The following is a 15,953-nucleotide window of genomic DNA, read 5'->3' as shown; positions in this document are numbered from 1 at the left end:
CGATGAGCGAGAACACCAACGCGGTGGCCGCTGAGACGACCGAGCGCAGCACGCGCAAGGTCCGTCGTGGCTACGTCGTCAGCGACAAGATGGAGAAGACCATCGTCGTCGAGGTCGAGGACCGCAAGAAGCACCCCCTGTACGGCAAGGTCCTGCGCACCACCACCAAGGTGAAGGCGCACGACGAGCAGAACTCCGCCGGTATCGGCGACCTGGTCGAGATCATGGAGACCCGTCCGCTGTCCGCGACCAAGCGGTGGCGCCTGACGGAGATCCTCGAGAAGGCCAAGTGATCCAGAAGGTCTTCTGACCTTCGGCCGGGGCAGGCCGTGACACACGTATGCGGCCCGCCCCGGCCACCACAGCAACTATCCGTTCGGCAAGGCTCGCCCGGGACAGCCTGGGACGAGAACCGGCTCGACGACAGGAGATCAATCGATGATCCAGCAGGAGTCGCGACTTCGGGTCGCCGACAACACGGGTGCCAAGGAGATTCTCTGCATCCGTGTTCTCGGTGGATCCGGCCGTCGCTACGCCGGTATCGGCGACACGATCGTCGCCACCGTCAAGGACGCGATCCCCGGCGGCAACGTGAAGAAGGGCGACGTGGTCAAGGCCGTCATCGTCCGGACCGCCAAGGAGCGCCGTCGTCCCGACGGTTCCTACATCAAGTTCGACGAGAACGCCGCCGTGATCCTCAAGAACGACGGTGAGCCCCGTGGCACCCGCATCTTCGGCCCGGTCGGGCGCGAGCTGCGCGACAAGCGGTTCATGAAGATCATCTCGCTGGCGCCGGAGGTGCTCTGACCATGGCGAAGATCAAGAAGGGCGACCAGGTGATCGTCATCGCCGGTCGCGACAAGGGCAAGACGGGCCGCGTGCTCGAGGTCCTCAAGGACTCCGACCGCATCGTGGTCGAGGGCGTGCAGCGCGTCACCAAGCACGTCAAGGCCGGCCAGACGGCTCGCGGCACCCGCACGGGCGGCATCGAGACCGTCGAGGCGTCGATCCACGTCTCGAACGTGATGGTCGTCGACCCGGAGACCAAGAAGGGCACGCGCGTCGGGTTCCGTACCGAGCAGGTCGAGCGCGACGGCCGTACCCGCACCGTCCGCGTGCGCGTCGCCAAGCGTTCCGGGAAGGACATCTGATGACCGAGACCACTCTCGAGGCCCCGGCCACCCCGCGCCTCAAGCAGACGTACCGCGAGGAGATCATCGCGGCGCTGCGCGAGGAGTTCGGCCACCAGAACATCCAGCAGGTCGCCGGTCTGACCAAGATCGTCGTCAACATGGGTGTCGGTGACGCCGCCAAGGACTCCAAGCTCATCGAGGGCGCGATCCGCGACCTCACGGCGATCACGGGGCAGAAGCCCCAGGTGACCCGGGCCAAGAAGTCCATCGCGCAGTTCAAGCTGCGCGAGGGCATGCCGATCGGTGCGCACGTCACGCTGCGCGGCGACCGGATGTGGGAGTTCCTCGACCGGCTGCTGTCGATCGCGCTGCCCCGTATCCGCGACTTCCGCGGGCTGAGCCCGAAGCAGTTCGACGGGCACGGCAACTACACCTTCGGTCTCACGGAGCAGTCGATGTTCCACGAGATCGACCAGGACAAGATCGACCGCGTCCGCGGCATGGACATCACGGTCGTGACCACGGCGACGACCGATGACGAGGGCCGCTCCCTGCTGCGCCGTCTCGGCTTCCCCTTCAAGGAGAACTGACATGGCGAAGAAGGCCCTGATCAACAAGGCGAACGCCAAGCCGAAGTTCGCCGTCCGCGCCTACACCCGGTGCCAGCGCTGCGGCCGTCCGCACTCGGTCTACCGCAAGTTCGGCCTGTGCCGGATCTGCCTGCGGGAGATGGCCCACCGCGGCGAGCTCCCCGGCGTCACCAAGAGCAGCTGGTAAAACCACTACGCCGCAGGTCCGGGCGGTGCGCACGCACTGACTGGATACCCCGGCGAGGAAGGGCTGGAGCCCAATGACCATGACAGACCCCATCGCAGACATGCTCACGCGTCTGCGTAACGCGAACTCGGCGCACCACGAGACGGTCACCATGCCGCACTCGAAGCTGAAGTCGAACATCGCGGAGATCCTGCAGGCGCAGGGGTACATCACCGGCTGGAGCGTCGAGGACGCGAAGGTCGGCAAGTCCCTCACCCTGACCCTCAAGTACGGCCCGAGCCGCGAGCGCGCCCTCACCGGCGTCCGCCGCGTGTCGAAGCCCGGCCTCCGCGTCTACGCGAAGTCCACCAACCTGCCCCAGGTCCTCGGCGGCCTCGGCGTGGCGATCCTGTCCACGTCCTCCGGCCTGCTGACCGACCGCCAGGCCCAGGCCAAGGGCGTCGGCGGCGAAGTCCTCGCCTACGTCTGGTAATCCGGAAAGGAGATATCGCCATGTCTCGAATCGGCAAGCTCCCCGTTCCGGTCCCGGCCGGCGTGGACGTCACCATCAGCGGTGCGCTCGTGACCATCAAGGGCCCCAAGGGGACCCTGGAGCACGCGGTGCCCGCCCCTATCACGGTCGCCCAGGACGACGGCTCCCTCGTGGTGTCGCGCCCGGACGACGAGCGTGAGTCCCGTGCGCTGCACGGCCTCACCCGCACCCTCCTGGCCAACATCGTCACCGGTGTGACCCAGGGCTACGAGAAGAAGCTCGAGATCGTCGGTACCGGTTACCGCGTCGCGGCCAAGGGGCAGAGCCTGGAGTTCGCTCTCGGCTTCTCGCACCCGGTCACCGTGACCGCACCCGAGGGCATCACCTTCGCGGTGGAGAGCCCGACCAAGTTCTCGGTCGCGGGCATCGACAAGCAGCAGGTCGGCGAGGTCGCAGCGAACATCCGCAAGATCCGCAAGCCCGAGCCTTACAAGGGCAAGGGCGTGCGCTACGCCGGCGAGGTCGTCCGCCGCAAGGTCGGAAAGGCTGGTAAGTGATGGCTCTCAAGGTTCTGGGCAAGGGCAAGGCCGTCGCTCGTCAGCGCCGTCACCTGCGCCTGCGCAAGAAGATCAAGGGCACCGCGGCGCGTCCGCGCCTCGTCGTGACCCGCTCCTCGCGCCACATGGTGGCGCAGATCGTCGACGACACGGTCGGCAAGACCGTCGCCTCGGCCTCGACCCTCGAGGCCGACCTGCGCGCCCTCGACGGCGACAAGACGGCGAAGGCCCGCAAGGTCGGCGAGCTCGTCGCCGCGCGTGCCAAGGCCGCCGGCGTCGAGACCGTGGTCTTCGACCGCGGTGGCAACAAGTACCACGGTCGGGTGGCTGCGGTCGCCGACGGCGCCCGGGAAGCGGGGCTGGAGCTGTGATGGCCGACGTCCGCGATTTCGCACGGAAGATGAGGATCCTCTGATGGCTGCAGGGCAGCGCACCGGCGCCCCCCAGGGCGCCAACGAGTCCAACAAGACCGACGGCCGCCGCGGCGGCGGTGGCGGTCGTCGTGACGACCGCCGTGGCGGTGGCCGCGACCAGGCCGACAAGAACGCCTTCCTCGAGCGCGTGGTGACGATCAACCGCGTCTCGAAGGTCGTCAAGGGCGGTCGTCGCTTCAGCTTCACCGCGCTGGTCGTGGTGGGCGACGGCGACGGCACCGTCGGTGTCGGCTACGGCAAGGCCAAGGAGGTGCCCGCGGCGATCGCCAAGGGTGTCGAGGAGGCGAAGAAGAACTTCTTCCGCGTCCCTCGCATCCAGGGCACCATCCCGCACCCCGTCCAGGGTGAGGAGGCCGCCGGCGTCGTGTTCCTGCGTCCGGCCTCGCCGGGTACCGGTGTGATCGCCGGTGGTCCGGTGCGCGCCGTGCTGGAGTGCGCCGGCATCCACGACGTGCTGAGCAAGTCGCTCGGCTCGTCGAACTCGATCAACATCGTGCACGCCACCGTCGCGGCCCTCAAGGGCCTCGAGGAGCCGGCTGCCGTGGCCGCCCGCCGTGGTCTGCCGCTCGAGGACGTGGCCCCGGCCGCGCTCCTGCGTGCGCAGGCCGCCGGGCTCGCCGAGAAGGCGGCCAAGGCTGACGAGAAGGTGGGTGCGTGATGCCTCGACTGAAGGTCACCCAGGTCAAGTCCGCCATCGGCGGCAAGCAGAACCAGCGTGACACGCTGCGGACCCTCGGCCTCAAGCGGATCGGCGACACCGCCGTGAAGGAGGACCGTCCGGAGATCCGTGGCATGGTCACCACGGTGGCGCACCTCGTCACCGTCGAGGAGGTCGAGTGAGCATGGCCGACAACACCGAGAAGGCGGGTCAGCCGCTCAAGGTCCACCACCTGCGTCCGGCCCCCGGCGCCAAGACCGCCAAGACCCGTGTGGGTCGTGGTGAGGCGTCGAAGGGTAAGACGGCGGGTCGCGGTACCAAGGGCACGAAGGCTCGCTACCAGGTTCCCGCCGGCTTCGAGGGTGGGCAGATGCCTCTGCACATGCGCCTCCCGAAGCTCCGCGGGTTCAAGAACCCGTTCCGCGTCGAGTACCAGGTCGTCAACCTGGACAAGCTCGCCGCGCTGTACCCCGAGGGTGGCTCCGTCACCGTCGAGGGCCTCGTCGCCAAGGGCGCGGTCCGCAAGGGGCAGCCGGTGAAGGTGCTCGGCAACGGCGAGATCACCGTCAAGCTGGACGTCACGGTCGACCGCGTCTCCGGCTCCGCCAAGGACAAGATCCTGGCGGCCGGCGGCACGGTCTCCGAGGACTGACATCCGCATCAGGGCCGGCGGCGCAGACACGCGCTGCCGGCCCTGTGTGCTCCCGGGGTGCTTCGGCCGGCCAGGTCCGCGTGACGGCGTGTGGTCTGGATCACTGGTCCGGGGCACGTAGAATCCGTCACGGTCCGCGCCACGCACCTGATCCGGGTGCCGGCGAGCCGGGGTCTCCCCGGTCGGACCTTGACCGAGTCGGCGTGACGGCGGCGTGGCCCACGGGCCGCGATGTCGGGAGCTCGCGCCACACCTCGCCGGTCCCCGGCGACACGACAACCCGCCGCGGCGGGCCAGGAGGATAGGTGCTCAGCGCATTCGGCCGGGCTTTCCGGACACCGGACCTGCGGCGCAAGCTGCTGTTCACGATCGCGATCATGGCGCTCTTCCGGGTGGGGTCGCTCGTACCCACGCCCGGCGTCGACTACGGCAACGTGCAGCAGTGCGTCGCGGCCCTCGAGGGCAGCACCTCTCTGCTCGGCCTCGTCAACGTCTTCAGCGGCGGCGCGCTGCTGCAGCTGTCGATCTTCGCGCTCGGCATCATGCCGTACATCACCGCGAGCATCATCGTGCAGCTGCTCCGCGTGGTGATCCCTCGCTTCGAGGCCCTGCACAAGGAGGGCCAGTCGGGTCAGGCGAAGCTGACGCAGTACACGCGCTACCTGACGATCGCCCTCGCGATCCTGCAGTCGACGACGATCATCACGACCGCGCGCACGGGGATGCTCTTCCAGGGCTGCCCGGTGGACGTGATCGCCGACGACAGCTTCATGACCGCCACGCTGATGGTCGTCACGATGACGGCCGGCACCGGTCTGGTGATGTGGCTCGGCGAGATGATCACCGAGCGCGGCGTCGGCAACGGCATGTCGCTGCTGATCTTCACCTCGATCGCGGCCAGCTTCCCGTCGGCCCTCTGGTCGATCGCGGGCGGCTCGAACGGGCCCCTGAACTTCATCGTGATGATCCTGGTGATCGTGCTCGTCGTCGGCCTGGTCGTCTTCGTCGAGCAGTCCCAGCGCCGCATCCCGGTGCAGTACGCGAAGCGCATGGTGGGTCGCCGCATGTACGGCGGCACCAGCACCTACATCCCGATCAAGATCAACATGGCCGGCGTCATCCCGGTCATCTTCGCGGCGTCGATCCTCGCGATCCCCGGCCTGATCGCCCAGTTCGGCGAGCCGACCGCGGGCTGGGTCGTGTGGATCTCCGACAACCTGGTCCAGCAGTCGGACCCGCTGTACATCGTGCTGTACGTGCTGATGGTCATCTTCTTCGCGTTCTTCTACACGTCGATCACGTTCAACCCGGACGAGGTCGCGGACAACATGAAGAAGTACGGCGGCTTCATCCCGGGCATCCGCGCGGGCCGACCCACGGCCGAGTACCTCGACTACGTGATCACCCGCATCACGTCCGCCGGATCGATCTACCTGGCGATCGTGGCCCTCATCCCCACGATCGTGCTCGTGGTGCTGGGAGTCACCACGAACATCCCGTTCGGCGGCACGTCGATCCTCATCATCGTGGGCGTCGGGCTCGAGACCGTGAAGCAGATCGACTCCCAGCTCCAGCAGCGTCATTACGAAGGGTTCCTCCGTTGACCGAGACGACCGAAGGCGGCCCTGCCGCTGCCACGCCGACCACCCGCCGCGAGCTCCACGGCGCCCCCAGCGCCGAGGCGCGGGTGACGCGCCTGGTGATCATGGGGCCGCAGGGTGCGGGCAAGGGCACGCAGGCCGCACGCCTCGCCGAGCTCTTCAGCATCCCCGCCATCTCGACGGGCGACATCTTCCGCGCCAACATCAAGGGCGGTACGGACCTGGGCAAGCTCGCGCAGGAGTACAGCGCCAAGGGCGAGCTGGTCCCCGACGAGGTCACTGACCAGATGGTGCGCTCGCGCCTCGGCGAGGACGACGTGAAGGCGGGCTTCCTGCTCGACGGCTACCCGCGCAACGCCCACCAGGTCGAGGCGCTGGACGGCATCCTGGCCGACCTCGGCTGGGAGCTGGACGGCGTCATCGAGCTCACCGCGGAGCGCGAAGAGCTCCTGTCGCGGATCTCGAAGCGTGCCGAGATCGAGGGCCGGGAGGACGACACCCCGGAGGCGATCGCGCGCCGGCTCGACATCTACGACGAGCAGACCGCGCCGCTGACCGCCGCCTACTCCGAGCGGGGCCTCCTCGCGAAGGTGGACGGCATCGGCGACGTCTCCGAGGTCACCGAGCGCATCGTCCAGGCGCTGGCCGCCGAGCTCGGCTGAGGTCCGCGACGGCATGATCTTCGGTTCGCGTGAGCGCGTCGAGCTCAAGACGCCCGACCAGGTGCGCGTCATGCGACGTGCGGGCCTGGTGGTCGCGTCGGCGCTCGACGCGGTGCGCACGGCGGCGCGTCCGGGGATGACGACGGCGGACCTCGACGCGGTCGCGGCGCGCGTCATCGCCCAGGCGGGGGCGACCCCGTCGTTCCTCGGCTACGAGGGCTACCCCGCGACGATCTGCGTCTCCGTGTCCGAGGAGGTCATCCACGGCATCCCCGGCGGACGTGTGCTCGAGGTCGGCGACGTCGTGTCGATCGACTGCGGCGCCATCGTGGACGGCTGGCACGGCGACTCGGCGATCAGCCTCGTGCTGGGCCCGGACGGGGCGCTGGACGTCGAGGCCACCGGGGCCGTGGACGGCGTCGACGCGGCGGACCTCGACCTCGTCCGCGCCACGCGGACGGCCATGTGGGCCGGGATCGCCGCGCTGGCGGGCGGCAAGCGCCTGAACGACGTCGGGACGGCCGTCGAGACGGCCGTGGAGCTGGCGGGCGGCGTCGCCGGCGTCGAGTACGGGATCGTCGAGGACTACGTCGGCCACGGCATCGGCACGGCGATGCACCAGCCGCCCGACGTCGTGAACTTCCGGACGTCGGACCGCGGCCCGCGGCTGCGCGCGGGCATGTGCCTCGCCATCGAGCCGATGGTCACGCGGGGGAGCGGGGCGACCCGTGTTCTCGCGGACGACTGGACGGTCGTGACGCAGGACGGCTCCCGCGCCGCCCACTGGGAGCACAGCGTCGCCCTCCTCGAGGACGGCATCAGCGTGCTGACGGCCGCCGACGGCGGGCGTGCGGGGCTCGCCCCGTTCGAGGTCGTGCCGGTGACTCTCGACGTGTGACCGACGACCCTCGGCCCCACGTTCGCAGCTGCTGGAACCATGGAGTACGATGGTCTGTCGGGTGTAGTCCGTTCGGCAGTTCCTCGAGATGCAGGCGCGAGTTGGTGGCGCTGCAGACCAGCACCGGCTCGACGTCAGGTCGGCCGGTCGGGACGAGGGTGAGCAGGCGGCACGCACGACATCCGGACCTCCGTCACGTTGCTGACGGGCGCCCGGGGACAGACGAGAGTTAGCGGAGGACATGGCAAAGAAGGACGGCGTCATCGAGATCGAGGGCAGCGTGGTCGAGGCCCTGCCGAACGCGATGTTCCGTGTGGAGCTGGCGAACGGCCACAAGGTCCTCGCGCACATCTCGGGCAAGATGCGTCAGCACTACATCCGGATCCTCCCGGAGGACCGCGTCGTGGTCGAGCTCAGCCCGTACGACCTGTCCCGCGGTCGGATCGTCTACCGCTACAAGTAACCACCACCCCATCGAGCGCCGTCGTGGCGCCGGCACCCGCCGGCGTGCGTACGGCGGCGGAGGAACCACTGATGAAGGTCAAGCCGAGCGTCAAGAAGATCTGCGACAAGTGCAAGGTGATCCGCCGGCACGGTCGCGTCATGGTGATCTGCGACAACCTGCGCCACAAGCAGCGCCAGGGCTGATCGCAGCCACCTGCTGACGGCACGCGCTCGCCGTCGGACACAGCGCACCACCACGAACCTCGACCCGCTCTTTCGGAGCGAAGCTCCTGAGGGAGCACGTCGAGGGGAACCTCCGGTCCAGGGGCCGGGGCCCGCGGTCTTCGCGGGAGGGCGGTGCGGCAGACCTCTGGAAGAAGTACAGGAGCCGGAAGGCACATGGCACGTCTGATCGGCGTCGACCTCCCCCGCGAGAAGCGGCTCGAGGTTGCGCTCACCTACATCTACGGCGTCGGCCGTACCCGCGCCCAGCAGACGCTGGCCGCGACCGGGATCAACCCGGACCTGCGGGTCAAGGACCTCGGCGACGACCAGCTCGTCGCGCTCCGCGACTACCTGGAGGGCAACTTCCAGCTCGAGGGCGACCTGCGCCGCGAGGTCGCCGCCGACATCCGCCGCAAGGTCGAGATCGGCACCTACCAGGGCCTGCGTCACCGCCGCGGCCTCCCGGTGCGCGGTCAGCGCACCAAGACCAACGCGCGTACCCGCAAGGGTCCGAAGCGCACCGTGGCGGGCAAGAAGAAGGCCCGCTGATAGCAGTCCGTGGTGCGGTCGGCTCCCCGAGCTGAACCGCCCCGGTCCGATCAGACCAGGAGATCAGAGAACACATGCCTCCCAAGACTCGTGCCACGGCCGCGCGCAAGCCGCGCCGCAAGGACAAGAAGAACGTCCCGCTCGGCCAGGCGCACATCAAGAGCACCTTCAACAACACGATCGTCTCGATCACCGACCCGTCGGGCGCCGTGATCTCGTGGGCGTCGGCCGGCCACGTCGGCTTCAAGGGCTCCCGCAAGTCCACGCCGTACGCCGCGCAGCTCGCCGCCGAGTCGGCCGCCCGCCGCGCCCAGGAGCACGGTGTCAAGAAGGTCGACGTCTTCGTCAAGGGCCCGGGTTCCGGTCGTGAGACCGCGATCCGCTCCCTGCAGGCGACCGGCCTCGAGGTCGGCTCGATCCAGGACGTGACGCCCCAGGCGCACAACGGCTGCCGTCCCCCGAAGCGCCGCCGCGTCTGACCCTCCCGACGTCGTCGGGCCCCGGGGCCGAGGGATCGGCCCCGGGTCCGTACGACGCCGCAGCCTGCCCGGGCGGGTGGACCGAGTCCCGCCCGGGGCCGCGAGTACTCGCGGATCCGTGATGCGTCATATGGCGGACGCACACTGAAAGGACCTGACCGTGCTGATCGCACAGCGCCCCTCCCTGACCGAAGAGGTCATCTCGGAGTACCGTTCGCGCTTCTCCATCGAGCCGCTCGAGCCTGGCTTCGGCTACACGCTCGGCAACTCGCTGCGCCGGACCCTCCTGTCGTCCATCCCGGGCGCGGCCGTCACCTCCATCCGCATCGACGGAGTGCTCCACGAGTTCTCCACCGTGCCGGGTGTGAAGGAGGACGTCACCGAGATCATCCTCAACATCAAGAACCTCGTCGTCTCCTCGGAGAACGACGAGCCCGTCGTGATGTACCTGCGCAAGACGGGTGCGGGCGTGGTCACCGCCGCGGACATCGTGCCGCCGGCGGGCGTCGAGGTGCACAACCCGGACCTGCACGTCGCCACGCTCAACGACAAGGGCAAGCTCGAGATCGAGCTCACCGTCGAGCGCGGTCGTGGCTACGTGTCCGCGGCGCAGAACAAGAACGACGAGGCCGAGATCGGTCGGATCCCCGTCGACTCGATCTACTCGCCGGTCCTCAAGGTCACCTACAAGGTCGAGGCCACGCGTGTCGAGCAGCGCACGGACTTCGACAAGCTGATCGTCGACGTCGAGACGAAGGCCGCGATCGCCCCCCGCGACGCGCTCGCCTCGGCCGGCAAGACGCTCGTCGAGCTGTTCGGTCTCGCCCGCGAGCTGAACGTCGAGGCCGAGGGCATCGAGATCGGCCCGTCGCCGACGGACTCCGCGCTGGCCGCGGACCTGGCGCTGCCGATCGAGGAGCTCAACCTCACGATCCGCTCGTACAACTGCCTCAAGCGCGAGGGCATCCACCAGGTGGGTGAGCTCGTGGCTCGCAGCGAGGCCGACCTGCTCGACATCCGCAACTTCGGTGCGAAGTCCATCAACGAGGTCAAGGAGAAGCTCGCCGAGCTGGGCCTCTCGCTGAAGGACTCGCCCCTCGACTTCGACCCGTCCAGCGCCGCGTACTTCAGCGGTGGGGACGATGAGGCCACGTACTCGGACGAGCAGTCGTACTGACGTCTCCGCGCCCGCAGCAGCCCGCTCGACCTGACCGGGCCGCGCGGTGCGGAACCACCCTCAAGGAGAACCAGAAATGCCTACCCCCACCAAGGGTCCGCGGCTCGGTGGCAGCCCGGCTCACGAGCGACTGATCCTCGCGAACCTGTCGACGTCGCTCTTCGAGCACGGCCGCATCACGACCACGGAGACGAAGGCGAAGCGCCTGCGTCCCCTGGCCGAGCGCCTCATCACCTTCGCGAAGCGCGGCGACCTGCACGCCCGTCGCCGGGTGCTGACCGTCGTCCGCGACAAGTCCGTGGTGCACACGCTGTTCACCGAGATCGCCCCGGCCATGGCCGAGCGCAACGGTGGCTACACGCGCATCACCAAGATCGGCAACCGCAAGGGCGACAACGCCCCCATGGCGGTCATCGAGCTCGTCACCGAGCCGGTGAGCCCGAAGCAGGCCGTCGTCAAGGAGGCCACGAAGGCCGCCGAGAAGGCTGCCAAGGCCGAGGACGAGAAGCCCGCCAAGGACGAGGCCGCCGTCGAGGCGACCGAGGAGGCCACCGAGGCTCCGGCCGAGGCGCCCGCCGAGGACAAGGCTGAGGACAAGGCCGAGGAGACCAAGGAGGCCTGACCTCCTGCGTCCCCTCGCGACCACGACGAGGCCCCGTGCCACCTCCCGAGGTGGCGCGGGGCCTCGTCGTTCCTAGGCTGGGGACCATGGCCGCCCGCGCCGAAGAGCCGCCCAGACCTCGGGAACCCGTGCCTGTCGTCCTCGTGCACGGCTCGCGCACGTCCGCGACGATGTGGCGGCGCCAGCTCGAGGCGCTGGAACGGGCCGGGGTTCCCGCCGTGGCGACCGACCTGCCGGGCCACGGATCGCGCCGCGGCGAGCCGTTCACCCTCGACCGCGCGGTGGACACCGTGCACGACGCCGTGGAGGGGCTCGGCGGGCGGGCCATCGTCGCGGGCCTGTCCCTCGGGGGCTACGTCGCCATCGAGCACCGCGCGCGCCACCCCGAGCAGAGCGCGGGCCTCGTCGCGGCATCCTGCTGCACGGAGTCCTCCTCGTCGCTGCGGCCGGCGTGGCTGTCGCTCGCCCGGTGGATCGAGGGCTGGCCCGACCACGGCGCGCGCCTGAACGACGCGTTCGTGCGCCTCGCCCTCGACGACGACGGGGCACGGGACCTGGGGGCCGGCGGCTACGCGCTCACCGCCATGGCCCAGGTCCTGCGCGAGCTCGGGCCCACCGACACGCTCGGCGCCCTCGCCGCGGCACGCAGCCCGGTGTGGTTCGTCAACGGGCGCTACGACCACTTCCGCACCCAGGAGCGCGCGTTCGTCGCCGCGGCCCGGGCCGGGGGCGCCCCTGCGCGGCTGGTCGTCGTGCCGCACGCCCGGCACCTCGTCAGCCTCGACGCGCCGGTCGCGTTCACGCGGGCGCTCCTCGAGGCCGAGACCGTCGTCACGTCCGAGGAGGCAGGCGTGGCGTCACCCGTCCACCGGTGACGGTCAGGACAGCGTCAGGTCCCACGCCCGCGCGCCGCCGACCAGCGCGGCGGAGTTGGGCACGACGACGACGTCGTCGCCCAGGCGGTCGAGTGCGGCGGGCGTGATGCGGCGGGAGTTGCCGCCGCCCAGGTACAGGCGGTCCCAGAGGAACACCGGGCGCAGTCCGTCGACCATCGCCACGACCCGCCGCGACCAGAGGCCGTCGCCCAGCCGGCGACGCTCCGGCTCCCCGATGTACTGGTCGTACGTCGCGCCGCGCCGTACGGGGGCGTGCGACCACTCCAGGTGCGGCGCGAGCAGGCCGCCGTCGAACAGCGCGGAGCCCAGCCCCGTGCCGAGCGTGAGCACCAGCTCGACGCCGGAGCCCGCCACGACGCCCGCACCGTGCACCTCGGCGTCGTTGAGCACGAGGGCGGGCACGCCGAGCCGGCGCGCGAGCGCGCCGCGGACGTCGAAGCTGGCCCACGCCTCGACGAGCTCGGGCAGCACCCGCGAGCGCGGACCCGCGCGGGTGACGTAGTGCGGGGTGTGGACGACGACGCCGTGCCGGATCATGCCGGGCATCCCGAGCGTCACGCGCTGCGCGGCGGGGAGGCGGTCCGCGATGCCGGCCACGGTGTCCAGGAGCAGCTGCGGGGGCAGCGGGTAGCGCGTGGGGACCCGCACCGGCGACGCGTGCGCGGTGCCTGCGGAGTCGAGGACCGCCGCCTTGATGCCCCCGCCGCCGCAGTCGACGGCGAGGGTGAGCACGTCGGAGGGCGCCGGCGTCCGGGAGATGCCGTCGTCGGGGCGGGGAGCGGGGGTGCGCGCCGAGGCGCCTGGGTCGACCATCACGGGACATCATCCGGCCACAATGGGTCGGTGAGCACGCCGACACCTCCCGCCGACACCCTCCGGGTCCGGCTCGACCTCGCCTACGACGGTACCCACTTCGCAGGCTGGGCCACCCAGCCGCGGCTGCGCACCGTGCAGGGGGTGCTGGAGGATGCCCTCGCGACCATCCTCCGCACGGAGCCGCTCGGCCTGCCCCGGCCGCGGCTGACGGTGGCCGGTCGCACCGACGCGGGGGTGCACGCGCGCGGCCAGGTCGCGCACGTCGACGTGGCGCGCGAGCGCTGGGAGGAGATGCCCGGTCGTTCCGACCGGGAGCCGGGGGTCGCGCTCGCCGACCGGCTGGCCGGCGTGCTGCCGCCCGACGTCGTCGTGCACCGGGCTGCCGAGGCCCCTGAAGGGTTCGACGCGCGGTTCTCCGCGCTGCACCGGCGCTACGCCTACCGGGTGGCCGACCGCCCGGACCTGCGCGACCCCCTGCGCCGGGACTGGGTGCTGTGGCACCGGCGCCCGCTCGACGTCGACGCGATGCACCGGGCGATGCAGCCCCTGGTCGGCCTGCACGACTTCGCCGCCTTCTGCAAGCCCCGTGAGGGCGCGACGACCATCCGCGAGCTCACGCACCTGTCGTGGAAGCGTCCTGAGGACGGGCCGGACGCCGGGCTGGTCGTCGCGACCGTGCAGGCCGACGCGTTCTGCCACTCGATGGTGCGCGCGCTGGTCGGGATGTCGTTGGCCGTGGGGGAGGGGCGGCGCGGCCAGGACGACCCCGCCGCGGTGCTCGCCGGCCGGTCCCGGTCGGCGGCGGCCGGCGTGGTCGCCGCGCGCGGGCTGACGCTCGAGCACGTCGCCTACCCGGACGACGACGGGCTCGCCGCGCGCGCCGAGCGCGTCCGCGCGCGGCGCGACCCGGGCGAGGTCGACGCCGGGTGACCCGCCGGGCGACCACCGGGTCGCGCGCCTACGGCTCCTCGACCCAGTGGACGGCGGCCTCCTCGGCGCTGGCACCCGCGCCGTCGATCCCCGCGTCCTCGCCGTAGACGTCGTTCTCGCGGTCGCCGTCCTCGCCGGGGTCCGCGAACGGGTCCTCCGCGAGCCGACCCGCGCGGGTCGTGTCCGGTCGGTCCAGCGGGTCGCGCTCCCAGACGTCGGGCTGCTCCTCGGCGAGGCGCCGGTCCAGGGGCTCGCCGGCGGACTCCTCCCACGCCGTCTCGCCCCAGTGGTTCGAGCGCGAGCGTTCCAGGGGCGAGTAGCCCTCGTCGAGGACGTCGTCGAGCTCAGGGTCGAGGAGCGTGTCCTCCTGGGGCAGCTGGTCCTCGTCGCCCTCGGCGCCGGTCTCGGGGTCCGGGCTGGTGCCGGGTGTCTCCTGGGTCATGTCACCACGGTGCACCCGCGCGGGTGCCGCTGCAACGAGGGCGCGGGCGCCGGCCGGTGCGGTTGCGAGGGGATCCCGGCTCGCTACCGTGGCGGGCAGGTGCGCCCGCCGGGCGCGCCGCCGGCACGGCGTCGCTCGGGGGCCTCCTGTGCCAGCACGACCCCCGCTCGTCGAGGGCGGGATCGACGTCGGCAGCGTCCTGGGTGGCCTGGGCGGGCTGCTGGGGCGGCGGTCGGCGCGGACCCGGCGTCGGGACGCGGGGCACGGCTCACCGGGCGTGACCGGCGTCGCTTTGACCCTCGTACGGCCCGCCCGCTAAACTGGCTGCTCGTTGTGCTATGCCTCCGGCGTCCCGCGTCGTCAGCGCGCCCACTCGCACCCGACGATGCCTCGGCCAGGACGCCACCGGAGCACCCGCGCACAACACCTGACTCATCGGGCGCCGCTTCCGCCCGACGACACCGAACACGAAAAGGTGACGCAACCGTGCGTACTTACACCCCCAAGCCCGGCGACGTCCAGCGCGACTGGTACGTCGTCGACGCGACCGACGTCGTCCTCGGCCGCCTGGCGAGCCAGGTCGCCACCCTCCTGCGCGGGAAGCACAAGCCGACCTTCGCCCCGCACGTCGACGGCGGTGACTTCGTCATCGTCATCAACGCGGACAAGGTCGCCCTGAGCGGCAACAAGCGGGAGACCAAGCTGGCCTACCGCCACTCCGGCTACCCGGGCGGTCTCCGCTCGGTCAACTACGGCGAGCTTCTCGAGAAGAACCCCGAGCGGGCCGTGGAGAAGGCCGTGCGCGGCATGCTCCCGAAGACGTCCCTCGGTCGTGACCAGCTGGGCAAGCTGAAGGTCTACCGCGGCGCGGAGCACCCGCACGCGGCGCAGCAGCCCAAGCCGTTCGAGATCACCCAGGTTTCGCAGCAGGCCTGAGCCGCTGCCGGATGCAAAGCGAAGGAATCACTGTGGCCGAGACCACCGTCGACACCGAGCTGGACGAGAACACGCCCAGCACCTACACCTCTGAGTCCGCCGCGCCCGTCGCGGACGGCGGCCAGTCCATCACCGCTCCCGGCGCGGCCGTCGGTCGCCGCAAGGAGGCCGTGGCGCGCGTGCGCCTCGTCCCCGGCACCGGGACGTGGAAGATCAACGGTCGCACCCTCGAGGACTACTTCCCGAACAAGGTGCACCAGCAGCTCGTGAACTCGCCGCTGAAGCTGGTCGAGGTCGAGGGCCGCTTCGACGTCATCGTCCGCATCACCGGCGGCGGCCCCTCGGGCCAGGCCGGCGCGGTGCGCCTGGGCATCGCCCGTGCGCTCAACGTGATCGACGCCGAGGCGAACCGCCCCGCGCTGAAGAAGGCCGGCTACCTCACGCGTGACCCGCGTGCGGTCGAGTCCAAGAAGGCCGGTCTCAAGAAGGCGCGCAAGGCGCCGCAGTACTCGAAGCGCTGATCGAGCGCTCCTCGCTCGCGGGCACTGCCCTCGGGCGACGACAGGAGCGTCAGCGTCACGGACGGCCCCGTC

General features: G+C 70.7%; 26 protein-coding genes. 24 read left to right on the top strand and 2 right to left on the bottom strand.

Annotated features, from left to right (window positions below):
- Positions 1 to 2: 2 nt before the first annotated feature.
- The 21 genes from rpsQ to ABZ493_RS17865 all read left to right on the top strand — a co-directional run bounded on the left by rpsQ (position 3) and on the right by ABZ493_RS17865 (position 12,215).
- Positions 3 to 293: a 30S ribosomal protein S17 gene (gene rpsQ, locus ABZ493_RS17965; RefSeq protein WP_429764762.1), complete on the top strand. Its 291-nt coding sequence runs from the start codon at positions 3 to 5 to the stop codon at positions 291 to 293.
- 145 nt (positions 294 to 438) lie between these two features.
- On the top strand, positions 439 to 807 hold the full coding sequence (rplN, locus tag ABZ493_RS17960) for a 50S ribosomal protein L14 (protein WP_079572436.1): 369 nt from the start codon (positions 439 to 441) through the stop codon (positions 805 to 807).
- Between the two features lie 2 nt (positions 808 to 809).
- Entirely contained in the window at positions 810 to 1,151 is a 342-nt protein-coding gene (gene rplX, locus ABZ493_RS17955; RefSeq protein ID WP_416342455.1) for a 50S ribosomal protein L24, read from the top strand.
- Positions 1,151 to 1,723: a 50S ribosomal protein L5 gene (gene rplE / locus ABZ493_RS17950; RefSeq protein ID WP_430583495.1), complete on the top strand. Its 573-nt coding sequence runs from the start codon at positions 1,151 to 1,153 to the stop codon at positions 1,721 to 1,723. Before rplX ends, rplE begins: the two co-directional genes overlap by 1 nt.
- 1 nt (position 1,724) lies before the next feature.
- A complete protein-coding gene (locus tag ABZ493_RS17945; RefSeq protein WP_013837851.1) occupies positions 1,725 to 1,910 on the top strand; it encodes a type Z 30S ribosomal protein S14 in 186 nt (61 codons plus the stop codon).
- Between the two features lie 73 nt (positions 1,911 to 1,983).
- Complete coding sequence (rpsH, locus tag ABZ493_RS17940) at positions 1,984 to 2,382, top strand: 30S ribosomal protein S8 (RefSeq protein WP_429764758.1); 399 nt, start codon at positions 1,984 to 1,986, stop codon at positions 2,380 to 2,382.
- Positions 2,383 to 2,402: 20 nt separating this feature from the next.
- The gene (gene rplF / locus ABZ493_RS17935; protein WP_429764756.1) at positions 2,403 to 2,939 is read left to right on the top strand and encodes a 50S ribosomal protein L6; all 537 of its coding nucleotides are present in this window, start codon (positions 2,403 to 2,405) and stop codon (positions 2,937 to 2,939) included.
- The gene (rplR, locus tag ABZ493_RS17930) at positions 2,939 to 3,310 is read left to right on the top strand and encodes a 50S ribosomal protein L18 (protein ID WP_429764754.1); all 372 of its coding nucleotides are present in this window, start codon (positions 2,939 to 2,941) and stop codon (positions 3,308 to 3,310) included. The genes rplF and rplR overlap by 1 nt, the downstream gene beginning before the upstream one ends.
- 43 nt (positions 3,311 to 3,353) lie before the next feature.
- Entirely contained in the window at positions 3,354 to 4,031 is a 678-nt protein-coding gene (rpsE, locus tag ABZ493_RS17925) for a 30S ribosomal protein S5 (RefSeq protein ID WP_430547438.1), read from the top strand.
- Entirely contained in the window at positions 4,031 to 4,213 is a 183-nt protein-coding gene (rpmD, locus tag ABZ493_RS17920) for a 50S ribosomal protein L30 (protein WP_079573239.1), read from the top strand. Before rpsE ends, rpmD begins: the two co-directional genes overlap by 1 nt.
- A 2-nt stretch (positions 4,214 to 4,215) precedes the next feature.
- On the top strand, positions 4,216 to 4,683 hold the full coding sequence (gene rplO, locus ABZ493_RS17915) for a 50S ribosomal protein L15 (protein WP_429764752.1): 468 nt from the start codon (positions 4,216 to 4,218) through the stop codon (positions 4,681 to 4,683).
- A gap of 305 nt (positions 4,684 to 4,988) precedes the next feature.
- Positions 4,989 to 6,287: a preprotein translocase subunit SecY gene (gene secY, locus ABZ493_RS17910; RefSeq protein WP_430583494.1), complete on the top strand. Its 1,299-nt coding sequence runs from the start codon at positions 4,989 to 4,991 to the stop codon at positions 6,285 to 6,287.
- Positions 6,284 to 6,946, top strand: a complete 663-nt coding sequence (locus ABZ493_RS17905; RefSeq protein WP_430583493.1) for an adenylate kinase — start codon at positions 6,284 to 6,286, stop codon at positions 6,944 to 6,946. The genes secY and ABZ493_RS17905 overlap by 4 nt, the downstream gene beginning before the upstream one ends.
- Positions 6,947 to 6,959: 13 nt before the next feature.
- Positions 6,960 to 7,844: a type I methionyl aminopeptidase gene (map, locus tag ABZ493_RS17900; protein ID WP_430583492.1), complete on the top strand. Its 885-nt coding sequence runs from the start codon at positions 6,960 to 6,962 to the stop codon at positions 7,842 to 7,844.
- A 241-nt stretch (positions 7,845 to 8,085) separates the two neighbouring features.
- Positions 8,086 to 8,307, top strand: a complete 222-nt coding sequence (gene infA, locus ABZ493_RS17895; protein ID WP_012867920.1) for a translation initiation factor IF-1 — start codon at positions 8,086 to 8,088, stop codon at positions 8,305 to 8,307.
- A gap of 71 nt (positions 8,308 to 8,378) precedes the next feature.
- Complete coding sequence (rpmJ, locus tag ABZ493_RS17890; RefSeq protein ID WP_003956441.1) at positions 8,379 to 8,492, top strand: 50S ribosomal protein L36; 114 nt, start codon at positions 8,379 to 8,381, stop codon at positions 8,490 to 8,492.
- A 195-nt stretch (positions 8,493 to 8,687) separates the two neighbouring features.
- Positions 8,688 to 9,062: a 30S ribosomal protein S13 gene (gene rpsM, locus ABZ493_RS17885; protein WP_380321661.1), complete on the top strand. Its 375-nt coding sequence runs from the start codon at positions 8,688 to 8,690 to the stop codon at positions 9,060 to 9,062.
- A 74-nt stretch (positions 9,063 to 9,136) separates the two neighbouring features.
- On the top strand, positions 9,137 to 9,541 hold the full coding sequence (gene rpsK, locus ABZ493_RS17880; RefSeq protein ID WP_380321664.1) for a 30S ribosomal protein S11: 405 nt from the start codon (positions 9,137 to 9,139) through the stop codon (positions 9,539 to 9,541).
- A 160-nt stretch (positions 9,542 to 9,701) separates the two neighbouring features.
- The gene (locus ABZ493_RS17875; protein ID WP_430560137.1) at positions 9,702 to 10,718 is read left to right on the top strand and encodes a DNA-directed RNA polymerase subunit alpha; all 1,017 of its coding nucleotides are present in this window, start codon (positions 9,702 to 9,704) and stop codon (positions 10,716 to 10,718) included.
- A 76-nt stretch (positions 10,719 to 10,794) separates the two neighbouring features.
- The gene (gene rplQ, locus ABZ493_RS17870) at positions 10,795 to 11,340 is read left to right on the top strand and encodes a 50S ribosomal protein L17 (RefSeq protein WP_430583491.1); all 546 of its coding nucleotides are present in this window, start codon (positions 10,795 to 10,797) and stop codon (positions 11,338 to 11,340) included.
- A 128-nt stretch (positions 11,341 to 11,468) separates the two neighbouring features.
- A complete protein-coding gene (locus ABZ493_RS17865) occupies positions 11,469 to 12,215 on the top strand; it encodes an alpha/beta hydrolase (RefSeq protein WP_430583490.1) in 747 nt (248 codons plus the stop codon).
- Positions 12,216 to 12,218: 3 nt separating this feature from the next.
- Here ABZ493_RS17865 and ABZ493_RS17860 read toward each other — a convergent pair whose 3' ends face one another.
- On the bottom strand, positions 12,219 to 13,049 hold the full coding sequence (locus tag ABZ493_RS17860) for an ROK family protein (protein ID WP_430583489.1): 831 nt from the start codon (positions 13,047 to 13,049) through the stop codon (positions 12,219 to 12,221).
- Between the two features lie 30 nt (positions 13,050 to 13,079).
- Between ABZ493_RS17860 and truA the strand changes: the two genes are divergently transcribed.
- A complete protein-coding gene (truA, locus tag ABZ493_RS17855) occupies positions 13,080 to 13,982 on the top strand; it encodes a tRNA pseudouridine(38-40) synthase TruA (RefSeq protein ID WP_430583488.1) in 903 nt (300 codons plus the stop codon).
- A gap of 28 nt (positions 13,983 to 14,010) precedes the next feature.
- On the opposite strand, the gene ABZ493_RS17850 is transcribed toward truA, so the two are convergent.
- Positions 14,011 to 14,424, bottom strand: coding sequence for a DUF5709 domain-containing protein (locus ABZ493_RS17850; RefSeq protein ID WP_430583487.1), 414 nt, complete (start codon positions 14,422 to 14,424; stop codon positions 14,011 to 14,013).
- Positions 14,425 to 14,910: 486 nt separating this feature from the next.
- Here ABZ493_RS17850 and rplM point away from each other — a divergent pair, with 486 nt between their 5' ends.
- The gene (gene rplM, locus ABZ493_RS17845) at positions 14,911 to 15,360 is read left to right on the top strand and encodes a 50S ribosomal protein L13 (RefSeq protein WP_429727867.1); all 450 of its coding nucleotides are present in this window, start codon (positions 14,911 to 14,913) and stop codon (positions 15,358 to 15,360) included.
- Between the two features lie 32 nt (positions 15,361 to 15,392).
- A complete protein-coding gene (gene rpsI / locus ABZ493_RS17840) occupies positions 15,393 to 15,881 on the top strand; it encodes a 30S ribosomal protein S9 (RefSeq protein WP_429764736.1) in 489 nt (162 codons plus the stop codon).
- The last annotated feature ends 72 nt before the right edge of the window (positions 15,882 to 15,953 follow it).

It is taken from the genome of Isoptericola sp. NPDC019482 (genome assembly GCF_040632295.1).
GTDB lineage: Bacteria > Actinomycetota > Actinomycetes > Actinomycetales > Cellulomonadaceae > Isoptericola.
This window is presented reverse-complemented; position numbering and strand designations above follow the sequence as displayed.